Source organism: Bacillus sp. MM2020_4 (assembly GCF_011250555.1).
In the GTDB taxonomy this organism is placed as follows: domain Bacteria; phylum Bacillota; class Bacilli; order Bacillales; family Cytobacillaceae; genus Neobacillus.
Genome location: NZ_JAANMZ010000012.1, coordinates 54,788 through 78,710 on the forward strand (window position 1 = coordinate 54,788; position 23,923 = coordinate 78,710).

Annotated in this window: 26 protein-coding genes; 3 read left to right on the forward strand and 23 right to left on the reverse strand. The window is 40.5% G+C overall.

Annotated elements, in window-relative coordinates; all coding sequences use genetic code 11:
* Position 1 precedes the first annotated feature (1 nt).
* The 20 genes from G6554_RS10400 to G6554_RS10495 all read right to left on the reverse strand — a co-directional run bounded on the left by G6554_RS10400 (position 2) and on the right by G6554_RS10495 (position 19,247).
* Positions 2 to 829 carry an SDR family oxidoreductase gene (locus G6554_RS10400; protein WP_242637777.1) on the reverse strand — a complete coding sequence of 276 codons (828 nt, stop codon included), beginning with the start codon at positions 827 to 829 and terminating at the stop codon, positions 2 to 4.
* A gap of 39 nt (positions 830 to 868) precedes the next feature.
* Positions 869 to 2,095, reverse strand: a complete 1,227-nt coding sequence (locus tag G6554_RS10405; protein ID WP_166241473.1) for a CaiB/BaiF CoA transferase family protein — start codon at positions 2,093 to 2,095, stop codon at positions 869 to 871.
* A gap of 48 nt (positions 2,096 to 2,143) precedes the next feature.
* Positions 2,144 to 2,482: an AtuA-related protein gene (locus G6554_RS10410; protein ID WP_166241475.1), complete on the reverse strand. Its 339-nt coding sequence runs from the start codon at positions 2,480 to 2,482 to the stop codon at positions 2,144 to 2,146.
* The gene (locus tag G6554_RS10415; protein WP_242637776.1) at positions 2,483 to 3,859 is read right to left on the reverse strand and encodes an acyclic terpene utilization AtuA family protein; all 1,377 of its coding nucleotides are present in this window, start codon (positions 3,857 to 3,859) and stop codon (positions 2,483 to 2,485) included. It abuts the gene before it with no gap.
* A 110-nt stretch (positions 3,860 to 3,969) separates the two neighbouring features.
* Complete coding sequence (locus G6554_RS10420; protein ID WP_166241479.1) at positions 3,970 to 5,217, reverse strand: MFS transporter; 1,248 nt, start codon at positions 5,215 to 5,217, stop codon at positions 3,970 to 3,972.
* A gap of 56 nt (positions 5,218 to 5,273) precedes the next feature.
* Positions 5,274 to 5,954: an NUDIX hydrolase gene (locus G6554_RS10425; protein ID WP_166241481.1), complete on the reverse strand. Its 681-nt coding sequence runs from the start codon at positions 5,952 to 5,954 to the stop codon at positions 5,274 to 5,276.
* A 98-nt stretch (positions 5,955 to 6,052) separates the two neighbouring features.
* Positions 6,053 to 7,345, reverse strand: coding sequence for a TRAP transporter large permease (locus G6554_RS10430; protein WP_166241482.1), 1,293 nt, complete (start codon positions 7,343 to 7,345; stop codon positions 6,053 to 6,055).
* A 44-nt stretch (positions 7,346 to 7,389) separates the two neighbouring features.
* Positions 7,390 to 7,914, reverse strand: a complete 525-nt coding sequence (locus G6554_RS10435) for a TRAP transporter small permease (protein WP_166241484.1) — start codon at positions 7,912 to 7,914, stop codon at positions 7,390 to 7,392.
* A gap of 182 nt (positions 7,915 to 8,096) precedes the next feature.
* Positions 8,097 to 9,188 carry a TRAP transporter substrate-binding protein gene (locus tag G6554_RS10440; RefSeq protein ID WP_166241486.1) on the reverse strand — a complete coding sequence of 364 codons (1,092 nt, stop codon included), beginning with the start codon at positions 9,186 to 9,188 and terminating at the stop codon, positions 8,097 to 8,099.
* 52 nt (positions 9,189 to 9,240) lie between these two features.
* Positions 9,241 to 10,023, reverse strand: a complete 783-nt coding sequence (locus tag G6554_RS10445) for an enoyl-CoA hydratase/isomerase family protein (RefSeq protein WP_166241488.1) — start codon at positions 10,021 to 10,023, stop codon at positions 9,241 to 9,243.
* Between the two features lie 54 nt (positions 10,024 to 10,077).
* The gene (locus G6554_RS10450; protein ID WP_166241490.1) at positions 10,078 to 10,866 is read right to left on the reverse strand and encodes an enoyl-CoA hydratase/isomerase family protein; all 789 of its coding nucleotides are present in this window, start codon (positions 10,864 to 10,866) and stop codon (positions 10,078 to 10,080) included.
* Between the two features lie 112 nt (positions 10,867 to 10,978).
* Complete coding sequence (locus G6554_RS10455; protein WP_166241492.1) at positions 10,979 to 11,173, reverse strand: VOC family protein; 195 nt, start codon at positions 11,171 to 11,173, stop codon at positions 10,979 to 10,981.
* Complete coding sequence (locus tag G6554_RS10460) at positions 11,170 to 12,456, reverse strand: acetyl-CoA hydrolase/transferase family protein (RefSeq protein ID WP_166241494.1); 1,287 nt, start codon at positions 12,454 to 12,456, stop codon at positions 11,170 to 11,172. The genes G6554_RS10455 and G6554_RS10460 overlap by 4 nt, the downstream gene beginning before the upstream one ends.
* A gap of 13 nt (positions 12,457 to 12,469) precedes the next feature.
* Positions 12,470 to 13,702: a CaiB/BaiF CoA transferase family protein gene (locus G6554_RS10465; protein WP_166241496.1), complete on the reverse strand. Its 1,233-nt coding sequence runs from the start codon at positions 13,700 to 13,702 to the stop codon at positions 12,470 to 12,472.
* A gap of 40 nt (positions 13,703 to 13,742) precedes the next feature.
* The gene (locus G6554_RS10470) at positions 13,743 to 14,930 is read right to left on the reverse strand and encodes a CoA transferase (protein WP_166241498.1); all 1,188 of its coding nucleotides are present in this window, start codon (positions 14,928 to 14,930) and stop codon (positions 13,743 to 13,745) included.
* Positions 14,931 to 14,961: 31 nt separating this feature from the next.
* Positions 14,962 to 15,360, reverse strand: coding sequence for an acyl-CoA thioesterase (locus G6554_RS10475; RefSeq protein WP_166241500.1), 399 nt, complete (start codon positions 15,358 to 15,360; stop codon positions 14,962 to 14,964).
* A 5-nt stretch (positions 15,361 to 15,365) separates the two neighbouring features.
* Positions 15,366 to 16,037 carry a nitroreductase gene (locus G6554_RS10480; protein WP_166241503.1) on the reverse strand — a complete coding sequence of 224 codons (672 nt, stop codon included), beginning with the start codon at positions 16,035 to 16,037 and terminating at the stop codon, positions 15,366 to 15,368.
* Between the two features lie 39 nt (positions 16,038 to 16,076).
* The gene (locus G6554_RS10485; protein WP_166241505.1) at positions 16,077 to 16,877 is read right to left on the reverse strand and encodes an IclR family transcriptional regulator; all 801 of its coding nucleotides are present in this window, start codon (positions 16,875 to 16,877) and stop codon (positions 16,077 to 16,079) included.
* A gap of 94 nt (positions 16,878 to 16,971) precedes the next feature.
* Positions 16,972 to 18,096 carry an acyl-CoA dehydrogenase family protein gene (locus G6554_RS10490; protein ID WP_166241507.1) on the reverse strand — a complete coding sequence of 375 codons (1,125 nt, stop codon included), beginning with the start codon at positions 18,094 to 18,096 and terminating at the stop codon, positions 16,972 to 16,974.
* Positions 18,093 to 19,247, reverse strand: a complete 1,155-nt coding sequence (locus tag G6554_RS10495) for an acyl-CoA dehydrogenase family protein (protein ID WP_166241509.1) — start codon at positions 19,245 to 19,247, stop codon at positions 18,093 to 18,095. Before G6554_RS10495 ends, G6554_RS10490 begins: the two co-directional genes overlap by 4 nt.
* 316 nt (positions 19,248 to 19,563) lie before the next feature.
* On the opposite strand from G6554_RS10495, the gene G6554_RS25990 reads away from it, so the two are divergent.
* Together G6554_RS25990 and G6554_RS25995 are read left to right on the forward strand one after the other, a co-directional pair.
* Positions 19,564 to 19,929 (forward strand): enoyl-CoA hydratase/isomerase family protein, encoded by a 366-nt coding sequence (locus G6554_RS25990; RefSeq protein ID WP_166241511.1) that lies wholly within the window; start codon positions 19,564 to 19,566, stop codon positions 19,927 to 19,929.
* A gap of 29 nt (positions 19,930 to 19,958) precedes the next feature.
* The gene (locus G6554_RS25995; RefSeq protein WP_278187251.1) at positions 19,959 to 20,327 is read left to right on the forward strand and encodes an enoyl-CoA hydratase-related protein; all 369 of its coding nucleotides are present in this window, start codon (positions 19,959 to 19,961) and stop codon (positions 20,325 to 20,327) included.
* 117 nt (positions 20,328 to 20,444) lie between these two features.
* On the opposite strand, the gene G6554_RS10510 is transcribed toward G6554_RS25995, so the two are convergent.
* Entirely contained in the window at positions 20,445 to 21,206 is a 762-nt protein-coding gene (locus G6554_RS10510) for an SDR family oxidoreductase (RefSeq protein WP_166241515.1), read from the reverse strand.
* Positions 21,207 to 21,415: 209 nt separating this feature from the next.
* On the opposite strand from G6554_RS10510, the gene G6554_RS10515 reads away from it, so the two are divergent.
* On the forward strand, positions 21,416 to 22,192 hold the full coding sequence (locus G6554_RS10515; RefSeq protein ID WP_166241517.1) for a YhcN/YlaJ family sporulation lipoprotein: 777 nt from the start codon (positions 21,416 to 21,418) through the stop codon (positions 22,190 to 22,192).
* Positions 22,193 to 22,552: 360 nt separating this feature from the next.
* Here the strand turns inward: G6554_RS10515 and G6554_RS10525 are convergent, their stop codons facing one another.
* A complete protein-coding gene (locus tag G6554_RS10525; RefSeq protein ID WP_347564293.1) occupies positions 22,553 to 23,452 on the reverse strand; it encodes a glutathione S-transferase family protein in 900 nt (299 codons plus the stop codon).
* A gap of 201 nt (positions 23,453 to 23,653) precedes the next feature.
* On the reverse strand, positions 23,654 to 23,809 hold the full coding sequence (locus G6554_RS10530; protein WP_166241521.1) for a hypothetical protein: 156 nt from the start codon (positions 23,807 to 23,809) through the stop codon (positions 23,654 to 23,656).
* Positions 23,810 to 23,923: the final 114 nt, after the last annotated feature.

Genomic DNA, 23,923 nt, shown 5'->3' on the forward strand with positions numbered 1-23,923 from the left:
TCTACCGCTCCCCCAACTGATATTTCCCTTTATTCAACCATCCTGCTCCATCAACGACATAACACGCACCAGATACATAGCTTGCATAATCGCTGACAAGATAGGCGGCAAGATTCGCAATTTCCTGTAGGTGCCCAAATCGTTGGGCCGGAATCGTATTCAAAATCAACGCTGCGTCTTCAGGAGTGGGCCATAGCTGGTTTACTGCACCTGTATCCGCAATCGGCCCCGGGGCAATCATGTTGGTGCGAATATGGTAGGGGGCCCATTCCACTGCCAGGGTTTTGGTTAAAGCCAATACACCTGCTTTTGCTGCAGCCGAATGTGCAGTTAATGGACTCCCCGTCCAGGCATGGGGTGAACCAATATTTACTACCGCCCCGCCGGTTCCTTGCTTTGCCATTTGCCTGCCTACTGCCTGGCTGCAATAAAAGGTGCCATTTAATACGATATTAATGACGGCATTCCAGGCATTGACAGACATATCCATTGTTTTCACCCGGTAGTTGCCGGCTGCATTATTAACTAGAATATGAATTTCACCAAACTGTTCAACCGTGCTTTGAACCATGTTATTAACTTGTTCAGGCACACGTACGTCAGTTTGAATGGATAAAACCTTTGTTCCAAGCTTTGAAATTTCTTCTTCGGCCTTTGTTAAGTTTTCTTTGTTCCTGCTTGCAATCACGATATTTGCACCCAGTCTCGCAAATTCCAGTGCCATTGCTTTACCTAGCCCTGTTGCCCCCCCGGTAATAATGGCGACCTTCCCCTCTAATGAACCTTCCTTAAGCATGGAGTGCTTATATAACGAACTACCTTCCTGCATGTTAATCTCCTTTATAACGTTTTATTGGGATGATGTGCTTTATTTATTATTTTTGACTTTTTGTTCTTCAGGTAATGGTTTGATAATTACGCCAGCTTCTAACAAATGTTGTATCTCTTGTTGGGAATAGCCGACTTCTTCTAATACTTCTGCACTGTGCTCGCCTAATCGGGGAGCAAATCGAGTCAGCTCGATGGGAGTTTTTGAAAAACCAATCGGATTCTTAATATTCCAGTAGGAGCCTTCAGAAGGATGGCTGACTTTTTCAAAGAAATGAACCGCTTTCAGATGTGGATCATTAAACATATCCTCAGGCCTGTAGACAGGCATGACGGGAATATCTGCATTTTCCAATATTTCAAGCCACTCATCCGTCTTTCGCGTCATGATAATCTCTTCTACCATTTGGTATAGCTGGTCAATATGCTTTGTTCTTTCGCCAATATCCCGAAAGCGGGGATCGTCTTTCAGCTCTGGATGACCAGAAATCTCGAAAAATTTAAACCATTGCTTATCATTATAGACAATAACACTGATGTAACCGTCCTTAGTTTTGTATGGTTTACGATATTTCGACGTCACACGTGGATAAAATGATGAATCCATAGGTGGATCAAAAGTTAATCCATACATATGCTCAACCAAGGAATAGGAAATCATCGTTTCAAACATTGGCACCTCAATTTCCTGCCCCTCTCCGGTCCTTTCACGGGAATATAGAGCGGCCAAAATGGCGTTCATCATCATTAATCCCGTTGTCTTATCAGCTAGTACCGTTGCCATATATTGTGGTGTCCCGGCAACTTCTCCCTGTAGCGCCGCCAGCCCTGATGCCCCCTGAATCATGTCATCATAGGCTGGTTTTTCACGGTAAGGGCCTTTCTTACTAAATCCATAGGCACCGCAGTAAATAATTGAAGGATTTACCCTTTTTACTTCCTCATAGGTTAATCCCAATCTTTCAATCGCTTGTGGACGGGATGAATGAACAAAAACATCAGCATCCTCCACTAATCTAAAAAATGCCCGCTTCCCTTCTTCTTTTTTTAAATCTAGTACGATACTTCTTTTATTACGTCCTGCATATAAAAAGGCGCTGGCCATCCCTTTGTTTCTTGAGGGACCGATGTACCGCGTGCTGTCCCCTTTTTCTGTTTCTATTTTTATAATATCTGCTCCCATATCACCTAATAATTGCGTGCAATATGGTCCCATGAGCACCGACGTTAAGTCAATCACTCGTATTCCTGTTAACGGACCCTTCATGTTATTCCTCCAATTTCCTAGTTGATTACACGTTCCTTTTCTTCCATATTACTGGCTCGGTAACAAATCATCGGGTACATCCACCTTCATTCTCAGTAAATTTCCCCCAAAGCATTTCCCTAAATTATCCAATCTTAACGTTGATGCCGCATTTCCTCCAAGAGCTTGCTTACACAGAAATTTTAGAGCCCATACATTGGGAACTTCATAGCGGAAAACTTCACCTTCAACGATCCCGGTAAAATGTTCCTTTACTTTCTCAGCGGTAACCTGTTTCTTGAATACTTCATACAACTCTGCATTTGGAGCGAATAATGTAATATCAGAGGAACTCCCCTTATCTCCAGACCTTGCCTGAGCCACTTCTCGTAATTGAATTGATGCCATTTATTCAACCTCCATTACGTTAATTTTTACATTAGATTCAATCTCTGTTCGTGGAATGTAGGAAGACCATAATCCTAGTAGCTGCTTTGTTGCCGATAAGCCGCTAATCATACTGACAAATGGTGGACCATTGACAGTTAGCGGAGGAAATAATGGAGCTAATTTGGCGGCTTCGCTTTTACTCTCCGTTTTAATGGTCATTCTTAAAAACACTTCATTAATCAAATCCTCATTCGGTGGTTCTACCGCTAATGTTCGATGCAGGGCATTGTACCCCAAGTACTCGGTATTTATTTCGGATGCTTTCATTCCCAATTCTTCTATTTGTGCGCGAATAATCTCATTCGCTGCCCTTGCTTTCGTTAACGCCTGCGGCCATGAATAGCCAATCATTCCCTGTCCCATGTAACCATCTTCATAGCCCATGAGCGCTTTTAAGGTTTCTGGTGCCGGACGCCCTTTAGCGCCTTGAACTTTAACCCGATTTTCCCCAACCTGCTCAAGTGTAACGGTTGTAAAATCAGCCACAACATCAGGTGTTATGTAGTTTGAGGGATCATGAATTTCATAAAGGAATTGCTCTTTCACAGTATCAACACTTACTCTCCCGCCAGCATTCTCAGCTTTAGTCAGGATAAAGGAACCATCCTCTGAGACTTCTGCAATGGGATACCCAATTTTATACAGGTCTTTTACATTCCACCAGTCCCCGCTAAAATTTCCGCCCGTAACTTGTCCGGAACATTCCATTAAATGCCCTAACACAATCCCAGACGCCAATTTGTCCCATTCTTCTTTTTCCCAGCCAAATTCATATATGACCGGTGCTAAAAATTGTGCGGTATCAGTTGTTCTGCCTGTTATTACAATATCTGCTCCTTCCTGTAGGGCACGGACAATGCCTTGTGCCCCTAGGTATACATTGGCAAATAGGAGTTTCTCTCTTATTTTTTCTATAGAACCGCCAGTTTCGCTATTCGTAAGATCAAATCCCTTATTACTTAATTCATCAAGACGTGGATAGATATCATCGCCTGTTACAACCCCTACCTTTATACCCGAAATTCCTAGTTCACGTGCAACACGCAGAACTTCATCCCGCGCCCCTTCCGGGTTAATCCCACCAGTATTGGTGATTAATTTAATACCCTTTTCCTTAACGTAAGGCAAAAGCTGTTTCATGGTTTTAGTTACATCTTTTGTATACCCTTTACTTGGATCCTTTTGCATATCTTTTTGCAAGATCGCCAGCGTTAATTCTGCTAGAGTATCAAAACAGATGTACTGTACATCCGTATCCTTTGCTAATTTCAACATTGGTTGTAATGAATCACCATAGAAACCCTGACCAGCCCCAATTTTTACAACTTTACTCAAAGTACCCTCTCCAATCATTTTCTAGTATGAATAGTCCATGGTATTAAAAATCCCCATACAGATGAATCTATGAAAATCTCAAATGCTGTCTTGCAATATTCCAAAGACCATTAAGCACTGGTAGTCCCCTTCTCTTTGTGGCCCTTTGGTATGCTTATGCTAGTTTCCTTTGTAAGAGTGAGCAACATCGTGGCCACAATGGAAAGTCCAGAAAGACCAAACCAAACATATCGGTAACTTCCCGCTACGTCGGCCGCCCACCCAGCCAATGGAGGACAGATTAGAATGCCAATATACATAAACATATTGCCAATCCCCAGTGCTTTACCAATTAGGGAACTATCAATGGATTCGGCAAGAAAAGTCATATAAATACCCGCATACCCTAATCCGGTAAAGCCGAAAATGATTACCAATAAAATGAGAAAAATAATAGATATATCCGGAGTTATTAATCCAAAACCTGCAATGGCCAGCGTCGATAGGCCACAAATGCTTAAAAAGACTCCTTTTCTTTTCCCGATAAAAACGAAATCACTCATTAATCCCCAACATATCTTTCCAACTGATCCTGATATTTGTGCGATAAAGACAGCCATCGCTGTTACAGCAAATGACAGCTTATTTTCATTTGTAAGATATAAAACAAAATGAGCAGCAAATGTATACTGTATCCCTGCAAGTATCATAGAGGCCAAACTGCCAAATAGAACATTGCGATTTTTTACTAATGTTAGCCAATTCTCCTGTTTTCCACTGTTCCCTTTTTTCTGCTCTTTGGTGGGGACATCTTGATAAAATAGAAAAAAACAACTAACACTTAACAACAAGAGCAAGGCGTTCCATAAATAACCATATTGCCATTTGCCTGTTGAGGAGATAATAAACGAAATAAAGATTGCTGATAATCCTGCACCTAAGGTTACTCCAGTTTGTTTAATTGCGATGGCTGTACCACGCTTTGTTGATTCAAACCATTGAACTAATGCTAGTGTACTAGTAGGATTATAGATTCCATAACTGATCCCAGCTACAACCATTACAAGAAAGGAAAGCATGAATATACCCGTATAGGGGAAAAGCAACATCGTAAACCCCAATAGTGTGGCGGAAAGAATGGTAATCATTTTAGGTTTGAATTTTTCTGTCATCCATCCTACCAGAAGGGTACTCATTAATGCTCCCAGAAATATGGCTGAAGTTAGCGCACCAATCTGGGACCTGGTAAAATGCCAATCATCCTTTAAAAACGGTGTAACGACAGAAATAGTGTACGTCGCCATGGACAAGATAGTCTGTACAAAGAAGTAAAGGGATAAGGCCATCCATTGAGATGACCCGATTAACCGGCGTTCCAAACAACCACCTTCATTATTGACGAATTTTGTAAGCAGGCTTCATTAAGCGAAACTCATTAATAATAGTCCTTTGTGTATTCAATTACCGGCAGCATCGGCAATTCTTCGCATTTGTAGGAAAGTAAGGCTGTTAATGATTGAATGGTTGGCATGACCATATTCATCTTGCCTTTTTCATGAAGGGCTATGGCCTCTTCCGGCTTAATCCATAATCCTGTTTCTATCTCTGATGTTGTCGGTTGGGGTTCTTGATGTTGGGGTAGATTCGCTAGGAAAAATCTCGTGTTAAACCTGTATGGTTTTGGGGGAGACGTGATACGGTGACCAAAATAATGGAAACCGCCAATATCAAGTAAGTATCCCTTTTGCATGATATATTCATTAAATGATATGTCCCCCTCCAAGATAGCTGTAAGAGCATCTTCCCAAGTAGAATCGGGCTGCAACGGCCGCCCACTATGATCCCTGCATAATAAAATCCCAGTTTCTTCATATAATTCTCGTGCTGCTGCAACATAATAGGCAATGTCCACTATAGGTTCCGATGGGCCTAAAAGAATGTTCTCCATCTCTAAAGAAAAGTCATTATTTATTAATTTTCCCCCAGGAAAAACAAAATGACCTGGGTAAGACTTCATCGACTCCGGTCTTTTTGTCATATAGACATTTATTTCATCTTGAGTGCGGGTAACCAAGATAACTGTGGCTGAAAGCTTTGGTTTTACTGGTATTGTCATCGAACAAAATTACCTCCAGTGGATTATTTGGAGTTCTTTTCAAGACACTCGGAAAATGACCCATTTTCCGAGTGTTTAGTTTAAAGTATGGTTCATTTTTATTTCATCATTAAATCCGGAAGCCATGTTGAAAGGAACGGTAATAAGATCAAAATCAGAAGTAAAATAAGGTCAGCTATGACAAACCAAGTTACCCCTTTAAAGGCTTCGGCTGTTTTGACCCCTGCCGAACCAGCAGCAACAAACACATTCATTCCTACTGGAGGTGTGACTAGTCCAATTTCCGCTGTTTTCGTTACAATGATACCGAACCAGATGGGATTAAACCCTAATGACATGACCAATGGGAATGTCAGCGGCAATGTCAAAATCAAAATGGCCATTTGGTCCATAAAGACACCTAGAATCAGATAAAGAATGACAACAAGGGTTAGTATTAACCATCTAGAATATCCTGCATCTTGAACAAAAGTAACCAAATTTTGTGTCACTTGAGTGGCAGTTAGAAAATAACCTAGAATCATGGCCCCAATAACAATCGTCATAATCATAGCACTTGATTTTAACGTTCTATTTAACGCTTCATTAAGCTTTTTAAACGTTAATCTTTTCATGGCCAAAGCAACTATAAAGGTGGCAAAGGCCCCCAATGCACCAGCTTCAGTAGCAGTAACAACACCTGCATATATCCCCCCAATGACAATGAAAATAATGACAAGCATCGGCCAAATACCGGAGAGGGATGTGAATTTTTCTTTCCATGTTGGTTTATCGGTTACTCTGGGCGCAACCTTTGGGTCAATTTTTGCCCAGATCCAAATAGTGAAAACATAGCCTAATGCCGTGATAATGCCAGGAATAATTCCCGCAATTAGCAGGGAGCCAATTCCAGTCTCAGTCATGATGCCATAGATGATTAATACAAGGCTTGGTGGAATCATGATAGCAAGTGTTCCGGAGATACTGGCTACCCCCATTGAAAAGGGTGTTGAATATCCGTATTTTTTCATTTCCGGGTAAGCAGAAGCCGAAAGTGTCGCGGCTGCGGCTGTACTTGAACCACTCACTGCCCCCAATCCGGCGCCAGCAAATACTGTTGCAATCCCAAGTCCGCCTGGAAGATTGCCAAGCCATTTATGCGCTGCCGTAAAAATATCTTTCGTAATTCCGCTGGCAGTCATTAATTCTGCCATTAAGATAAACATTGGAATGGTTGTAAATAAAAAATTTGCTGTACTGTCATATGGTGTTGTTTGGATAATACCTACAAATAAGTCCCAGCCGCCTAAAATGAATAATCCAATCGATCCAGATACTCCAAGCGCAAAGGCAATTGGCATTCCAAGCCCCAATAATAATAGTAATAGTATTAATGGAAATGCAACTGTCATACTATGAATCCCCTTCCCTGTAATCTATTAACTTTTAAGATCTTTTAAGAAATGTTTCTGTCTCTCTGTTCATACTCTGATTCTTTACTTGGCATTAATGACTGAACAAAATTCACTAATAATCGGAGTGTAAATAAAAATGCCCCAATCGGAACCCAGATCACAGAAGCCCATGTCGGCCATTTAATAAGACCGGCTGAAACATAATTATTGATCAACGCCTCTTCCGTCATGACCAATCCTTGATAGCCAATGGCAAACATGAGAGCTGCGGCCAGTAATAGGTAAATTTTATCCAAGAATTCAACGAATTTCTTTGGCATTTTATCTGTAAATATATCAATCCTTATATGCCCCTTTTCTTTCATTACATAGCTCATGCTTAAGAATATGAGGATAACCATTAAATAGCTCTCAGAAAATTCGTACGCACCGATTATTGGTTTATGTACTACATAACGCATGGCTGCGTCCGCAGAAGTTAGGAGCATCATGATAAATGCTGCAATTTTGGCGAGAACATACGCTCCCGACTCCATTTTCTCAAACACAAATACTAGCTTCTTCATTTTCCCAACTCCTTCTCTTATCTTCGTTTGTTGTTCATTGAAAAATATGCATGTGGCACGCTTAAGCAGGGGAAATCATTATACTTAATTTTGGGGTTCCAATTTGGTGTAATAAGATAGATTGGGGTAAACCAGAAAGGGAATAGTACCTTGAAGGATTCCCTTTCCAGTTCATAGCAATCTTATTTTTGCTGAAATTCTTCGTTATATTGCCTGAATTTTTCCAAAATTTCAGTTCCCTTAAGGCCTTTTGCATCAAGATCCTTTGCCCACTTTTTGTTAAATGGCTCCAATTCATTATTAAGCTTTTTCAAATCAGCTTCAGGAATATCATAAATGTCAATTCCTGCTTTTCTATATTGTTCTTCTAATAAAGCGTCTTCTTCAATGATGGAATTGGCCATTTTTTCAACAATCTCGTCACTCGCTTTCGTGATAATATCCTGTACATCTTTTGGCCAGCTATTCCAGGATTTTTCACTTACCACATAGGTGATACCGAATGCAGATAATTGAGCATTCCTAGAAGTGTATTTTGCGACTTTATCCGTTTGATAGCCAGGCCAGCTAAAGAATGATAGAAGCGATCCATCAATGGTTCCTCTATCCCAAGCAGAAAAGATTTCAGGCCCCGAAATAGATACAGGCGTTGCACCAAGTTTTTGCATCATTTCCTCTTGAAGTCCGCCTGACGTACGGATTTTCAAGCCTTTAAAATCCTGCGCCTTTGTCACTTTACGCACTGAATTGACAATCTGGTAAGGGTTTGTAGTGGCACCCCATAATGGTTTGACCCCGTTTGGTTTAAACTCCAATTCATATAAATCTTCTTTAATTAATTTGTTAAATGCTTTTGATCCGCTGACCGCGTCTTTCACAAGCCCTGGATTCCCAGACACACCGCTTAATGGCATCTTATCACTAACATAAAGGGGGCCAACGTAGGCAATATCCGCTACTCTGTTCTTTGCAGCATCCAAAAGGCTGGCAGCTTTCCCTAATTGCTCTGCCGGGTAGTATTCGATCTTGATTTTCCCTTTACCCAGCTCTTCAATTCGATCTATCCAAGGGAGTGTTCCTGTTTTAGGAATTAAGTGAGAAGCAGGGAAAGAGTCAGCAATTTTGATGACAATCTGTTCTCCTTCTTTTCCACCACTTTTTCCACTAGAGCTTCTCTCCCCTTGTGTCTTTTCAGAATTCCCGCAAGCAGCCATTGCCACTGCCAAAATGGCAGTCATAAAAACGATAAGTACCTTACCAAAAATACCCCTCATGCTCCTATTCCCCCTCTTTTGGTATTTACAAATATAGGTTTCAAGTTCTAGACTAACGGCCTTGCCAATTGGGTTTCCTATTTTCAGCAAAAGCCTTAGGCCCTTCGATTGCATCCTGACTGCTGTAAACCTTTTCAAATAATCGATTAGCATTTTTTAGACCCAATGATTTGCCAAGATCCAGCGCATCCTTTAATGATTGCTTCGCAGCCATGACGGATAATGGTGCATTATCGCGAATAGATTGGGCCATTTCCATAGCTGCAGGTACTAGTTGATCGTGCTCCACCAATTTATTTACGTAACCTAATTGGTACAATCGTTCAGCACTTAAAGGCTCCGCAGTCATCGACAATTCCATACTAATATTTAGTGGAAGCATCCATAACAGAGGGACAGCCCATGGCGAGCCCCGCCCTACTTTTGCTTCCCGGATTGAGAATTCAGCATTGAAACTTGCAATCCGCAGGTCGGCATTCTGTGCCAATAAAAAACCACCTGCTGCGGCCACTCCGTTGACTGCTGCGATAATTGGCTTTTTCACCTCATTCATTTTCTGCATCATTGGGTCTTTAACCATTTGCAGCATATCCTTGCCCTGGCTGCTAAGTTCAGTTTGTTCTTTTAAATCCATTCCTGCACTGAATGCCTTATCACCCACAGCAGTTAGAATGACGACGCGGACATTATCATCTTCATCCACTGTATTCCATATATGATCTAACTTCTCATATACTTCGATGGAAATCGCATTCCTGCGTTCAGGGCGATTGATGGTAATGACACCGATTTTATCCTTCACTTCATACAAAACAGCCGAGTCCTTTGAAAACATTCGTACCCTTCTTTCCCCCATTCTTTAACTGGCCAGACCACTGGTGCTTATTGATTAATTCCCAGTAAATTTGGGTGGTCTTTTTTCCAGCATTGCCGTCAATCCTTCCTTGTGATCCTCTGTATCTCTCACGATAGCAAAATGCGAAGAAATTAAATCTAAGGCAGGGCGTAATTCCATTCTGCTGCTTTGATATACAGCACGTTTAATCATGCGGATAGCAATGGTAGGGGAATTCACTAACCGTTCTGCGAATTCCATCGTCTTCGGCATCAAGTCATCAGCTGAATAGACCCTACTGACAATCCCTGCTTCCTTTGCTTCCTGGGCAGAAAGGAAGTCTCCAGTCCAAAGTAATTCCAAAGCTTTTGATAATCCAACTATGCGGGGAAGATAATAGGCTCCGCCATCTCCAGGCACCAACCCTACTTTAATATATCCTTCAGTAAAGCGAGCATTTTCGGAGGCAAAACGGATATCACACATGAGTGACATATCCATTCCAGCACCTACAGCCGATCCATTCACGGCACAAAGCATTGGTTTGTCGAGTCCTTCCAAAGCCAGTGCAATGCGATGCACATGGTTATGCAAAACATTTTTTCGATTAATAGATTTAGAGATATCCATGGAATCAAAATCGTTTAAATCTATCCCTGAACAAAAAGCCCGTTCCCCAGCACCTGTTAATATAACTGCATGAACAGAGTCATCCCTTTGGTATTCCTGAAGAGCTTCGGCCCACTGATCAATCATGTCAATCGTAAAGGCATTCATCCGCTTTGGACGATTTAAGGTAATAATCGCAATTTTCCCTTCCTTTTGAAAAAGAATATCTGACATTCATTTCAACTCCCATCTTTATATTTATCATTTTTTTACTCATGTTCTCCTACTATTTCCGTTCTTTTTTTAAATGAAGACTTGTAAGGCTCTTCCCATTCCGTCAATTGAATCAGTACCCCAAAGCAGCTTTTTGGGTGAATAAATAAGTCTGTTTTAACCAGAGATAGGATGCCTTAGCACCAAGTGAATCAAGCGATACTTCCTTAAGAAAGCTTCCCCCGAATACATTAGTAAACATTTCCGCCGCAGCTTGATGATCCAGGACTCCCATGGTTATATGATCAAGTTTCCAGTTTTCTATCATCCTATTCCCTGCCATTTCTCTATTTCTCTGTGCCAGGCCTCTTGCAGTTCTTCACGAAACTGAGGTGCTGCAACAGAGATGAGCGCTTCAGCACGTTGTTGCAGCGATTTATTTTTTAAATCGGCTATCCCATTTTCAGTGATAATATATTGAACATCTGTTCGTGGGGTTGTGATAACCGTTCCTGGTCCTAACATTGGTTTAATCCGCGAGATGTTGCCGTTGCCTGCAGTCGACAAAAAGGCAATAATAGATTTTCCTCCGCGTGATAAGGTCGCACCCCGAATAAAGTTGCCTTGCCCACCGGTGCCTCCAAACTGGACTCCATTCATGGTTTCAGCATTGACTTGGCCATACAAATCAATTTCAATCGCAGAATTAATCGAAATTAAATTATCTATTTCCTTTAATACTTCCAAGGAATGGGTATAATTGACTGGTCTAAATTCGAGTAATGGATTGTTATTAGAAAAATCATATAAACGTTTTGTCCCAACCGCAATACCAGTTACTATTTTGCCTCTGTCGATACTTTTTTTTGAGCCATTTACTGATCCACTTTCCACTAAATCTATGACTGCATCAGATATCATTCCTGAATGAATCCCCAAATCTTTTTTTTCGCGTAATGCAGATAAAATAGCATCAGGAACCGATCCGATCCCAAATTGTAATGTATCACCGTTCGAAATCAAAGAAGAGGCATAATCGCCAATCTTCTCCATATCTGCACTAAGCTTTCCGGTGGGCATTTCTGGCAATGGATAGTCAACCTGAACGATATAGTCAATGTTGCTTACGTGTATAGGCGCTTCACCGGATGTCCTGGGCATTTGCAGATTCACTTCAGCCACAATTTTTTTCGCCTTGTGTAAAATGGCAGGAACAAAGTCTGCAGATACCCCCAAGCTGCAGTAACCCCATCGATCCGGTGATGAAACTTGAATGACAGCTAGGTCCACTTCAGCAGTGCTTTCTAAGTAGGTATATATTTCATTTAAATGCAGCGGAATAAATTGAACCCTTCCCTTGGAAAAAGATTCTTGAAAATCCTTAGACATAAAAAAGCAGGTCATCGATGCATGATCATGCAATCGGGCAAAATCTGTTCGATTTAAGCCTGGGAAAATGGTAGCAATATAGTTGACCCCATTACTTGTATTTGGATTTTCTTTCAAGGCTTGAATAACAGCCTTTGGTTCCGATACATTCCCTTGAATATATACGTTCATAGTTGGATGGAATAATAATGGAACATCTTTTGCGTTTAAAACGATAGGCAATTTCCCATCCCCCTTATGATTCCTTTGCCACGGGCAATTGCCCTTTTGCAACTGGTGTAATCACTTTATTCTCTTCCAATTTCTTAATTTGCTCTTCCGAAAGATTGAGAACCTCCTTTAAGATCTCCCTTGTATGCTGGCCATGAAGAGGAGGAGACATAATATCTTCGTCGTCAATTCCGGGAAGTTTCCAAGGAATGCCTGGCAAAAGAATTTCACCAATTTCCGGGTGTTCTACCCTGCGCAGCATATTTCGATGGATTGCCTGCGGATGAGTATATAACCGGTCCGTAGGATTGATTGCCCCAACTGGGATGCCCTTTTCACTAAATTTCTTAATCCAATCATTCGCATCCTGTGTCATAGTAATTTCTTCTATTAGCGGAACTAACACATCGCGATTTTCAACCCGGTCCCCACCTGTTAGGAACCTTGGATCGTCAATCCACTCTGTTTTGCCGATTACCTCGCAAAAATGTTTCCAGGCCCGATCATTTAAGACTGCAACATTAATGTCAATATCTTTAGCAGGAAAACTTTGATAGGGCACCATTAATGAATGCGCCGTGCCCATCGGTTTTCCCACATTTCCGCTTATAGCATAATTTGCTAGGTAATACCCCATTAACGTTATTTGTGCATCCATCATCGCGATATCTAAATAAGCGCCTTTTCCAGTTTGCTGCTTTGTCATGATTGCGGACATGATGCTAAAAGAAGCAACCATTGCTCCGAAAACATCCGCTTGTGGAACACCAGGTTTTAACGGACGGCCGCCCCTTTCTCCCGTCACACTCATGGCCCCGCCTTCCCCCTGAATAATCAAGTCATAAGCAGCGATATCCCGGTATGGCCCTGTTTGCCCAAAACCGGAAACGGAACAAAAAATAATCTCCGGGTTTCTTTTGCGAACTTCTTCATAATCAATGCCCAATTTTTTCATGATCCCGGGCCTGAAATTCTCGATTACGATATCCGACTTTTCAGCCATTTCAAAAAATAACCTTTTACCGGTTTCATTCTTTAAATCTAAAATAATACTTTTTTTATTTCGATTGACTGCAAGTAGATGTGGGCTGTGCCCATTTGTATCTTTCGTGACCCAGCTTCTAACATGGTCTCCTGTATCCGGAGGCTCGATTTTGATCACTTCTGCACCAATATCTGCCAGCATCATAGATGCATATGGGCCCGCCCAAGCCTGGGACAAATCTAGAATTCTAATACCCTTTAACGGTTTATGCATTTTGCACCTCCTCACAAATTTTCAGTTACAGAAAATCCATTTAGAATAAATCCATCGACTTTAATTGGTCAATCTTATTCTCTGGATAGCCAAGAACCGATTTCAAAATTTCTTCGGTATGTTCCCCCAATTCAGGTGGAGCAAACTTAATTTCAGGTGGTGTCTCTGAAAATTTAACAGGAAACGGAACTTGGTAAATTTCTTTATGTAGTGCAGGAACAAATAAGCGTTCAACCATACCTCGAGCCTGCAGCTGCGGGTCGTGAAATGCTTCTTCCGCATTATTCACCATACTTGCAGGCACTTTATTGGCCAGCAATACTTCCATCCATTCGGCTTGATCTTTTTGAATAAAAACATCCATCAGCAGCTTATGCAATGAATGCTTATTTTCTTTGCGAAGTTCATTCGTTTCGTATCTCTTGTCATATAGCAGTTCTTCCCGGCCAATGCTCTTGCATAATCCAATCCAAAATGGGTCTTCCAAAACACCGAGGGCAATCCTTTTTCCATCCTTCGTTTCAAACAGGTCGTTTGTGGCTGAAATATGTTCCATTTCTTCTGTCGGAGTCATTTCTTGATCAATCATATAATCCCCAAGCCTTGTGCTTGCCCAGGAAAAGACTCCGTCCGTCATGGAAACATCAATGTACTGCCCCTTTTTTGTTCTTTCCCTTGCAAACAAAGCAGATAAAATACTAATGGTGGCAAACATAGCTGAAGATAAATCTGCGACTGGCAAACCACTGCGCATTGGTGCCTGGCCAAGCTGCCCAGGGATGTTCATCACTCCTGCAACAGCAAGATAGTTTAGATCATGACCGGGTTCCAACCTGTATGGTCCATCTTGACCATAGCCAGATATGGAACAATAAATCATTTCGGGATTTACTTTTTTTATAGTTTCATAATCTACTCCCAACCGCTCAACAACTCCTGGGCGAAAACCTTCAATGACAACATCACAAACCTTTGCCAAATCCCAAATAATCTCTCGCCCTTCCTGCTTCTTCATATCCAATGAAATACTTTTTTTATTTCGATTAACTGAATAATAGATTCCCCTTAGCATTTCACGGGTATAGTCACCACGGCCTTTTTCTTCCACCTTTATGATGTCTGCACCTAAATCTCCGAGCATCAGAGTACAATAAGGGCCAGGTAATAATCTGGTTAAGTCCAATACCCGTATCCCAGCTAACGCACCATTTTTATTATATTGGTCCACGACATCACCCCCTAATTTCCCTCTAGTAAAATCAATGATTAAAGTTTCGAGCAATATTGCTTATGACTGGTACACTTTTCCGTGAAGACACATTGATCATGACGTTAAGTACTGATGCATCTGCTACCACATCCCCCTGCTGGTTTAAGATTAGTTGACGAAATTCAAAACTTGTCGTACCGATCTTTATAGGGGAAGTTATTATACTCAAACTGTCGCCTAATAAGGCTTCTTTTTTAAAGAGAATCTCAACCTTCATCAATACGGTACCCAAATCCTCTTCTCGCATATCTTTAAACGACAAGCCGGCTGCTTCTATATACCAATGCTCTCGTGCGGTTTCCAAGTAATTTAGATAAACACTGTTATTGACATGTCCTAAGTCGTCCAGATCACAATTCATGACTTCTATTTTTGTGGTAGTTTCCATGTATTTTACTCGCCATACCACGTTATGGATTTTTCAGCTTGTATTTTCTCTGCATAATATTGATTAATCGAATCATTGGGGTCAGGGTATCCTATGGCGAGTCCTGCCATTAATTTAATATTTTGATCTACATTCAATGTTTCTCTAATACGTCCAGGGTAATAAACAGAAGATGCCAGCGGGCAGGTGCCCAATCCTGATATATTTGCGGCAATCATGACGTTCTGCATGGCTAAACCTAAATCTAAAATGGACCATGGCCTAGCTGCATCTAATCCAAAGATACATAGATGAGGGGCATTGAAGAACTTGTACATTTTTCTTTGGAACTCCAGGCGCTTTTCTTTTTCATGCCTTTGAATTCCAGCATATTTCATTCTCTCAATGGTATGTTTTTTCATTCGCATGTGGAGGTTGTCCGGCCACTCATGTTGGTCTGGCATTTTTAAATCTGGGTTAATTGGAACTCCATTATCGGCATCTTCAATCATTTTTTGGCTGATGGATTCTTTCGTATCGCCTGAAATAACGAATAGTTTAACAGGCTGTGAGTTTTTCCATGAAGGCGCCAACAATGCAGTTTTAGTAATCCGCTCCAGTAGATTTCGATCAACTTGTGTGGGCAAAAAACCGCGGACACTATGCCTTTTTAACATTTTCTCAATTTCGATACTCATCCCTATCCCCCGTTCAATTACCAGAGAAATTTTAGACATTTAATATTCCAGAATCTCAGCCCTTTGAAGTAATTTTTGGGATACTTCTTTTGATCCGGCTTTTAAAATGGAAATTAAATTATCAAGGTCATATTCCTCAAACCGTGCAATAGGCATTGTAATACTCATGGAATCTTCCACATGGTTAACCGAAGAAAATATCGGCACACTTACGGAAAATGTCCCCTTTACTCGTTCACCATAGCTGATGGCATATCCGTTGTTACGGATTTCTTGCAATTCATTCACCAGCCGATCTTTTTCGGTAATGGTACTATCACTGAATTTAACCAATGGGTACGATTCTAGATACTTTCTTATCTCATCGTCGCTCAGATGGGCAAGAATGACTTTGGCAGATGCTCCTGCATGTAAAGGTGAAACGATGCCAATATGAACATCTGTAACCAATTCATGATAACTTTTCAGGAAGGCAATACATTTTTGACTCTTATTTTGAAAGAGAGTATTTAAAGATACTGATTCAGTAGTTTCTTCTCTGATTCTCTCCATTACCGCCATCGCAGCATTTAAAATATTGGAATTCTTTTGGACTAAGTTCCCAAGAAAGTACAGCTCCATACCTAACTGGTATTTTTTCGTTTTTTCATTCTTTTGTAAAAACCCTTCATACACAAGCGTTGACAATATTCGTTGGAGACTTGGGATGGAAATGTCAGTCATCTCATTTAATTCCTTCATAGATAATGAAGGTTTAGCCAAAGAAAATGATTTTATAATCTTTATTGTTCTGTGTATGGTTTTCATAGAATAATTTTTATCCATAACTTTTTCTACCATGCGAGATCCCCTCTGAATACCAAATTATTAATTTCATTTGCTAAATAGGATTTCCTTTGAATAAATTTCCGAGACAATCTTACTATCTTTATCTCTAGTTAGTTGATAAATTTTTGCTGCTGATCGAGTAATTTCTAGGATTCTCACCTTCGCTAGTAACACCTGTAATAAAGGCCCAAAGTTCGTCCTTTTCCAACTCTAGAAGTTTATTTGTAAGTTTAGCTTCCCACACCGTTTCATTCCCATAATCTTCTCTCCAAGACCAAAGTCTCCTTGTACTATGATGCAACGTATGTTCATAGGTAAATCCAATTGCGGCTAGCACTTGATGGGCGATTGGCGCTCCTTTTCCTGCAGCTTCATTGATCCGGATTTTTGCCAAGGCAATTTCTTTTTGATCAGTGCTGTTGCCGAAAGATTGAACGGCACAATCAGCAGCCATTGAGGCCGCAGCAGATTCACTAGCCAACTGTGCAATTTGATGTTGTACAGCTTGAAACCGGTGAAGCGGTCTGCCAAATTGAGTGCGCTCAGATGTGTGCTGTACCACAATAGTTAAGACGTTTTCTAATGCTCCAGCCATCATGACACTTCTTGTTATTGAACCAAAATTTTCCAACCTTTCGATTATTTCATCGGAACTGATATGGATAATTTTTGAGTTTTCTAGAAGCACATCTTCAAAAACAACTTCATCCCTGGCTTCCCCCGCCATATTCTGTCCGTGGCTGATGATTGCCCGTTCAAGCGGAAGTACTGAGAGTATTGGCCCTTCACTTGAATCACCAATTACAAGCATTTTATTAGAGTACCTAGCCCAAGGGACATATAAACCCTTTCCATTAACTCTCCAGCCTTGACCTTCTTTGGTAAAAATGAATGGCTCGGATTCATCTGGAGAGGCAATGGTCAAAACTTCATCTGAAATAGGTTCACCCAGATCAGCAAGGAGCCAATTAGCAATATACGTCTCTGCCAATGGAATAGGTGCTGAATATTTGCCAGCTAAACGCAATATGCTACATGCATCTGAAAAATCGCCACCATTCCCACCAAGTTCCTCTGGAATAGCTATCGTCAACATCCCATTTTCAACTATCTGATGCCAAAGGTCATTTGCCCAAATTCCCATTTCTGCGTCATTAATCACTTCTTTTGTTGAATATTTTCCCATTATTTTTTCGACAGTTTCGATAATTAATTCTTGCATTTCACTCATTGATTAATGACCCCCTTTGCAATAATTCCACGAAGTATTTCCGTTGTCCCGCCACGTAAGGTAAAACCAGGTGAATGAAGAATGGATTGTGCCATAAACCTTGATAATAATGAGTCGGATTTCATGGTTGGAACAACACGAACAATTAATCTCGCAATTTCAGCAATCTCTTGTTCTAATTTTGTTCCCATATCCTTCACCAATGAGGCTAAAATATTGGAAGGTATCCCTTCTTCAAGCATTTGTGCTATACCCAAAGACATATTGCGCAAGGTCCAAAGCCTTGAAACAATTTTGCTGACTTCATTTAATCCGTTTGAATCCCTTTTTTCTACCAGCACATTGGTAAGTTCGTTAATAAGTGGATATGTACTAAGGAACCGTTCCGGGCCGCTTCTTTCATAGGCTAGTTCAGCCATCCCTTGCTCCCAGCCATTCCCTAATTCGCCTATCACCATATCATCTGGAATAAATACATCATCAAAAAAGACCTCGTTAAAATGATGTTCTCCTGTCATTAAGTGAATCGGGCGGATGGTTACTCCAGGCGCTGATAAATCAACTACTAATTGGCTCATGCCAGCATGGCGGTGATTCGGATCCTCGGGGGATGTCCGGCAAAGTGTAATCATGTAATGGGCAAAATGGGCACCACTTGTCCATATTTTACTGCCATTTAGAATCCAGCCATTTTCAACCTTAACTGCTCGTGATTTAATAGCTGCCAAATCTGAACCAGCATTCGGTTCACTTAAGCCAATCGAGAAGTACCATTCCCCTTTTATAATTTTCGGCAAAAAGAATTGTTTTTGTTCTTCGGTACCGAACTTAAGAAAGAGCGGGCCAGTTTGGCGGTCTGCTACCCAATGCCCTGCAACCGGAGCGCCGGCTGCCAATAACTCTTCAATTACAACGTATCTTTCAATGGAAGAACGGCCTCCTCCGCCGTATTCAACTGGCCAGGTCATCCCAATCCAACCGCGTTCCCCAAGACTTCTTGAAAACTCAGGTGAACATCCGCTAAGCCAGCTGTCAACTTTTGGTTGGTACGTTCCCTTTTTCAATTCCTCTGCAAGAAATTGTCTTACTTCTCTTCTTAACTCCTCTGTTTCTTTTGGAAGATTAACAACAGGAATTTGGATTAATTTCATTCTTTTTTCACCTCAATGTTATTAGCATAATCATAATTCGATAACGATTATCTATATTAGATAGTATAAAGCGTTTTCATTTTATAGTCAATTCAGAATTTTCGGAATATAAATTTTTTTAATATACTAAAACGCTTGAAAAGATACCGTACTTATCAACAATTTATTAAATGAATACTATCTTACAAACATTACTATAGTTAAAATGTGAAATTCGACCTAGAAAGAGTATTCATAATTTTCTATAAGCGGGCTTGACTTATAATTTTTAAAAACTATATATTATATAAAAACTGTTAAAACTAGGAGTGGTAAAATGGGTGCGAAAAATATATTAACTGAAACAATTGGAGATGTTGAATGGATTATTTTTAATCGGCAGGAAAAATTAAATTCAATGACAAGGGAAGATTTATTATTTATTAGCAAACATTTACATGATATTGCTACAAATAAAACTAGTAGAGCCGTCATCTTTACCGGAAGTGGGGATAAAGCCTTTTCAGCCGGCATGGATTTCCATGAATTTAATCAATTAACTCCGCAGGAAGCCTATCTTTTAATTTCTGATTTAAAAAATGTTTGCCAACTTATTCGTAAGATTCCACAACCCGTTATAATGGCGATCAATGGCTACTGTATTGGTGGTGCCATGGAAATGTGTGTCTGGCTGCTGATATAAGAGTTGCCGCCAAAAATGCAGTCTTTTCAATGCCCGAAATTAACCTGGGTATTCCTTCCGTATTGGATTCTGTTCTTTTACAACAGCATGTTGGTTTAAGCTTAGCAAAAGAAATGCTTTTGACTGGAGAACCGGTCAATGTAGAGAAAATAAATCAATTTGGATTTTTAAACGCAGTGGTTGAGAAGTCAGAATTAAAAGAGAAAGTGAAGGAATATGCTGATACCTTCATCAATAAACCATATGAAACGATTAAACAGCAAAAAGAACTCTTTGAAACTTGGCAAAATTCGAGTTTAGATTATGCCATTAACGATAGCATGAACCAATTTGCCCTAGCCTTCACGACAGAAATTCCACAGCAAAGATTAGAAGAATTCATTTCTAAAAGAAAATAACTAACTGCTCACTCACAGGCATTCTTTTAACCCGTATTGTGACGAGCAAGGGCTTGATAGACTGATCGATGGCACTAAAAAAGGGCTTCCCTATAGGAGAGAGCCCACCGCCGTTTACTATTTGATAGAATGCTTCATATTATTGTACATAGTTACCACTGATTCATCTATTTCATCTCTCGACATTCGCATGGCCAGTTCAGCCCGGCCAAAGCCAATTTCAGTTTTACCTTCTTCCAGTCCTTTAAATATGTAGTCTGCAAATTCATTCAATGGGGCACCAAACGTATGTAGTCCTACTCCGCCTAGATCCGTATTGACTGCTGGCGGTGCTATTTCAATTACTTTAATGGCCGTTTCCGAAAGTTGTAAACGTAAACCTACTGTAAAGGCATGAAGTGCGGCCTTTGTAGCGGAATAAATCGGCGCAATGGCCATCGGAGTAAAGGCTAAGCCGGAGGTAACATTTAAAATAGCTGCATTCTCTTTATTTGCAAAAAATGGTGTAAATAACATCGCAAAATGAATAGGTGCTTCCATATTTGCTGAGATTTCCTTATTGAAATAGCCCCATTCCTCTCTTGCTTGTACCTTTAGTATATTATAGCGTTGTTGGATTCCGGCGTTATTTACAAGTACATTCAATTTAGGATATTCCCTCGTTACCCAATCGAAAAGAGCCAATCGGTCGGATTCAATTGTTACGTCACACACACGAGTGACGATTTCAGGAAATTTTTCCTTGGCTTCTTTCAGCTTTCCTTCCCGTCTACCGCAAACAATCACTATACTTCCTGCCTTGATAAAACGTTCTGCAAAAGCAAATCCAATTCCAGAGGCTCCTCCTGTTATAAGGATGGTATTACCTGAAAGTTTCATGAAAGTTCCTCTCCCCTTTTAATAAAAAATCCTTATTCTGGCGTCTTTCATTTTATCATTGATTAAACCTATTTTTATCAAATTATTCACTAATTACTCCTCTAATCACTCCTTAAACGATTTCAAAAATTACCTGCTACAGAATTCGAATAGTTCAACTTAGATTGGTGACCATATCATTGTAAGACATTTTAGGGGGAGTGACACGATTGAAGAAAAAAACCTTGGTTCCTTTCGTTTTAGCAACGACATTAATCGGATTAACTGGCTGTGCCGATCGTAATGATAATGCAGTCGATACCAATAGAGACAATATGGGTGTAGATGTAAGAAACGATACGAATAACGGAGTGGGCGTTCGAAATGTAAGAAACGATTTGAATAATGGGCTTCAGAATGGTTCAAATCAAAGATTACACGTTTCCACTAAAGCCGGAAGAAATGTTGAGAATTTGAAAGAAGTTGATTTAGCACATGTGATCATTCGAAATAATGATGCGTATGTGGCTGTTAAATTAAAAAATAATAATGGGGCAACGCGGACAACAAACAATACAGGTACAAACCGACTTAACAGGACAAACAAAGATGCTTATCCTAATAATACCAATGGACGTGGCGCAACGATCGAAGAAAACGTGAACGATGGTGTAAGGGGAATAGTCAATAATGGCATTCCCGAAACTAGAGGTAACGGTAACGGTACCAATGATACCATAGGGTCCGATGGGACCAATAATATTACAGGATCCGATGGGACTTTAAATGGGAATAATGCCAACTTTAAGAAAGCTACTTCCGGTCTCGACAAAAAAATAGCCAAACAAGTACGCGCAGCAGTTAATAACATTGATCATGTATATGTGTCATATGATCAAACCTTCTTTAAACAAATGACAAATTACTCAAACGATATTACGAATGGGCGAAACAGAGACGGACTTTGGGACGATTTTACCAATAGTATGAATCGTTCCTTTAGATAAATTTGCATGACTTAGTAAAAAGGTCAAACACGTTATGGCGAACAGTGCATGTCACTGTTCGCCATAAATGATGAATTATCCCCTTCTTAGTCAAAGGTTAATCGATAGGCCTTAACGATGATGCCATCATTCGCAGGTTCAAAGTCAAATTGTGGTAATCGTTCAAATCCTAGGTGTTCATATAATCTCATCGCTCTGTCCATAAATGCGCCGGTATGCAGTCCAATGGATGAATACCCCTTCCCTTACGTCCGCTGAATACATTCCCTGATTAATGCAGTTGCTACCCCATTCCCACGCGCTTGTGGTGTAACGGCGAGCATGCGGATTTCTGGATAATCCAGTTCTTCCAGATAACCCTCATAGGCATTGGTCTTTGCCGGCAATATGGTTTGATAAATGATAATGGACTTTAATTGCGTGAAAATCAGTTGTATCCCCAAATCCCGGCGTTTGGTAGAGATCCCGCAGATAGCCCCATAAATTTGGAAAATCAACGATACGATTCCGATTGGACTTAAATGCCGAGTAATAAGCGACGTCAAAGCGGACGAGCGTCGCATAAAGTCGGACATCGGAATCCGTAATATAATCTCCAAATAAGAATCGTTTGGTCCCGAGGTGCTGCTCCAATTCATCTAATTTGGCAAATAAGATATCAAATGCCTCTTCATAGGCTTCTTGTGATTGGGCAAAGCCACATTTATAGACACCATTGTTAACATCATGGAAGATGGCATCATTTAAGGCATCTATTTCCTCTCGTAAGTGTTCTGGATACAAATCAGGAGCATTTTCTTTGAAAAAAGGTGACCAAACAGTTTCGAGATAGTTTGTGAGTTTAAAATAATCATTGTTTACGACCCTTTGGTCCTTTACATCCACGATAACTGGGACTGTTGGCCGACCAGTGTAATCAGGAACTGTTTGTTGATAAATTTCACTTAAATAGCGGATATTTAATACCGGATCGACCCCGCCCACATCTAATGAAAATTCCCAATCCACATTTGGGAGTTTGGGACGCATCGGGCTGGCGGTTCCTAGACTGATGACCTCTTCTAAACCTAGAATTTTTCGAACAATCACCGAACGGTGTGCCCACGGACAAACAGCCGACCATAAAAGTCGATACCTTCCTGCCTCAACAGGCAACTCCCCCTCTTGATTTCCAAACGGTGTCGTAAATCTATTTTTCTGGCGATTAAACGACCCATCGGCGTTGATCTCTTTGACTGTTTTGAAATCATTTTGTGACACGCAAAACATCCTCTCGCTTTTGATCATCCATTGATTTACAAATCATTATTTTAATTTCGAGTATTTCAATCGGTTTAATTTATTTTAGTATTTCCCCTTTTCATAAGTCAAGATGAAACTCTTTAACTATATGTACTATTCAGAATATTCCTTTCGCATGAATACTTAAGGGAAAACCGTGCAAGACATGGTCGGAAGAAGTTAATTCTTATCTGCGGTGATATCGTTATATGGTAAGATAAGCTTTTTTACCCTGTCGTAACTCATAGAACTAATTTCTTGCATTATTCTTGGGATTGCCTCTTCAGGATAGCCGTATTCGCGAAGTAGTTTTTTCATCTTTTCGTTATGATTCAAGCTGACACCCCCATCAAATTTTATGTTTAGTGTCCCCTTTTGGAGGAAAAAACATTTACCTCGAAGCATATGAATTAAAATCATTCCCCCTTTCTGTTGAGGGAGTTCGCAAAT

Bases quoted from the DNA above. Each gene is read 5' to 3' on its own strand.
- G6554_RS10400 (WP_242637777.1), bottom strand. From the start codon at position 829: ATGCAGGAAGGTAGTTCGTTATATAAGCACTCCATGCTTAAGGAAGGT.
- G6554_RS10405 (WP_166241473.1), bottom strand. From the start codon at position 2,095: ATGAAGGGTCCGTTAACAGGAATACGAGTGATTGACTTAACGTCGGTG.
- G6554_RS10410 (WP_166241475.1), bottom strand. From the start codon at position 2,482: ATGGCATCAATTCAATTACGAGAAGTGGCTCAGGCAAGGTCTGGAGAT.
- G6554_RS10425 (WP_166241481.1), bottom strand. From the start codon at position 5,954: ATGACAATACCAGTAAAACCAAAGCTTTCAGCCACAGTTATCTTGGTT.
- G6554_RS10430 (WP_166241482.1), bottom strand. From the start codon at position 7,345: ATGACAGTTGCATTTCCATTAATACTATTACTATTATTATTGGGGCTT.
- G6554_RS10435 (WP_166241484.1), bottom strand. From the start codon at position 7,914: ATGAAGAAGCTAGTATTTGTGTTTGAGAAAATGGAGTCGGGAGCGTAT.
- G6554_RS10440 (WP_166241486.1), bottom strand. From the start codon at position 9,188: ATGAGGGGTATTTTTGGTAAGGTACTTATCGTTTTTATGACTGCCATT.
- G6554_RS10445 (WP_166241488.1), bottom strand. From the start codon at position 10,023: ATGTTTTCAAAGGACTCGGCTGTTTTGTATGAAGTGAAGGATAAAATC.
- G6554_RS10450 (WP_166241490.1), bottom strand. From the start codon at position 10,866: ATGTCAGATATTCTTTTTCAAAAGGAAGGGAAAATTGCGATTATTACC.
- G6554_RS10455 (WP_166241492.1), bottom strand. From the start codon at position 11,173: ATGATAGAAAACTGGAAACTTGATCATATAACCATGGGAGTCCTGGAT.
- G6554_RS10465 (WP_166241496.1), bottom strand. From the start codon at position 13,702: ATGCATAAACCGTTAAAGGGTATTAGAATTCTAGATTTGTCCCAGGCT.
- G6554_RS10475 (WP_166241500.1), bottom strand. From the start codon at position 15,360: ATGGAAACTACCACAAAAATAGAAGTCATGAATTGTGATCTGGACGAC.
- G6554_RS10480 (WP_166241503.1), bottom strand. From the start codon at position 16,037: ATGAGTATCGAAATTGAGAAAATGTTAAAAAGGCATAGTGTCCGCGGT.
- G6554_RS10485 (WP_166241505.1), bottom strand. From the start codon at position 16,877: ATGGTAGAAAAAGTTATGGATAAAAATTATTCTATGAAAACCATACAC.
- G6554_RS10490 (WP_166241507.1), bottom strand. From the start codon at position 18,096: ATGAGTGAAATGCAAGAATTAATTATCGAAACTGTCGAAAAAATAATG.
- G6554_RS10495 (WP_166241509.1), bottom strand. From the start codon at position 19,247: ATGAAATTAATCCAAATTCCTGTTGTTAATCTTCCAAAAGAAACAGAG.
- G6554_RS25990 (WP_166241511.1), top strand. From the start codon at position 19,564: ATGGGTGCGAAAAATATATTAACTGAAACAATTGGAGATGTTGAATGG.
- G6554_RS25995 (WP_278187251.1), top strand. From the start codon at position 19,959: ATGCCCGAAATTAACCTGGGTATTCCTTCCGTATTGGATTCTGTTCTT.
- G6554_RS10510 (WP_166241515.1), bottom strand. From the start codon at position 21,206: ATGAAACTTTCAGGTAATACCATCCTTATAACAGGAGGAGCCTCTGGA.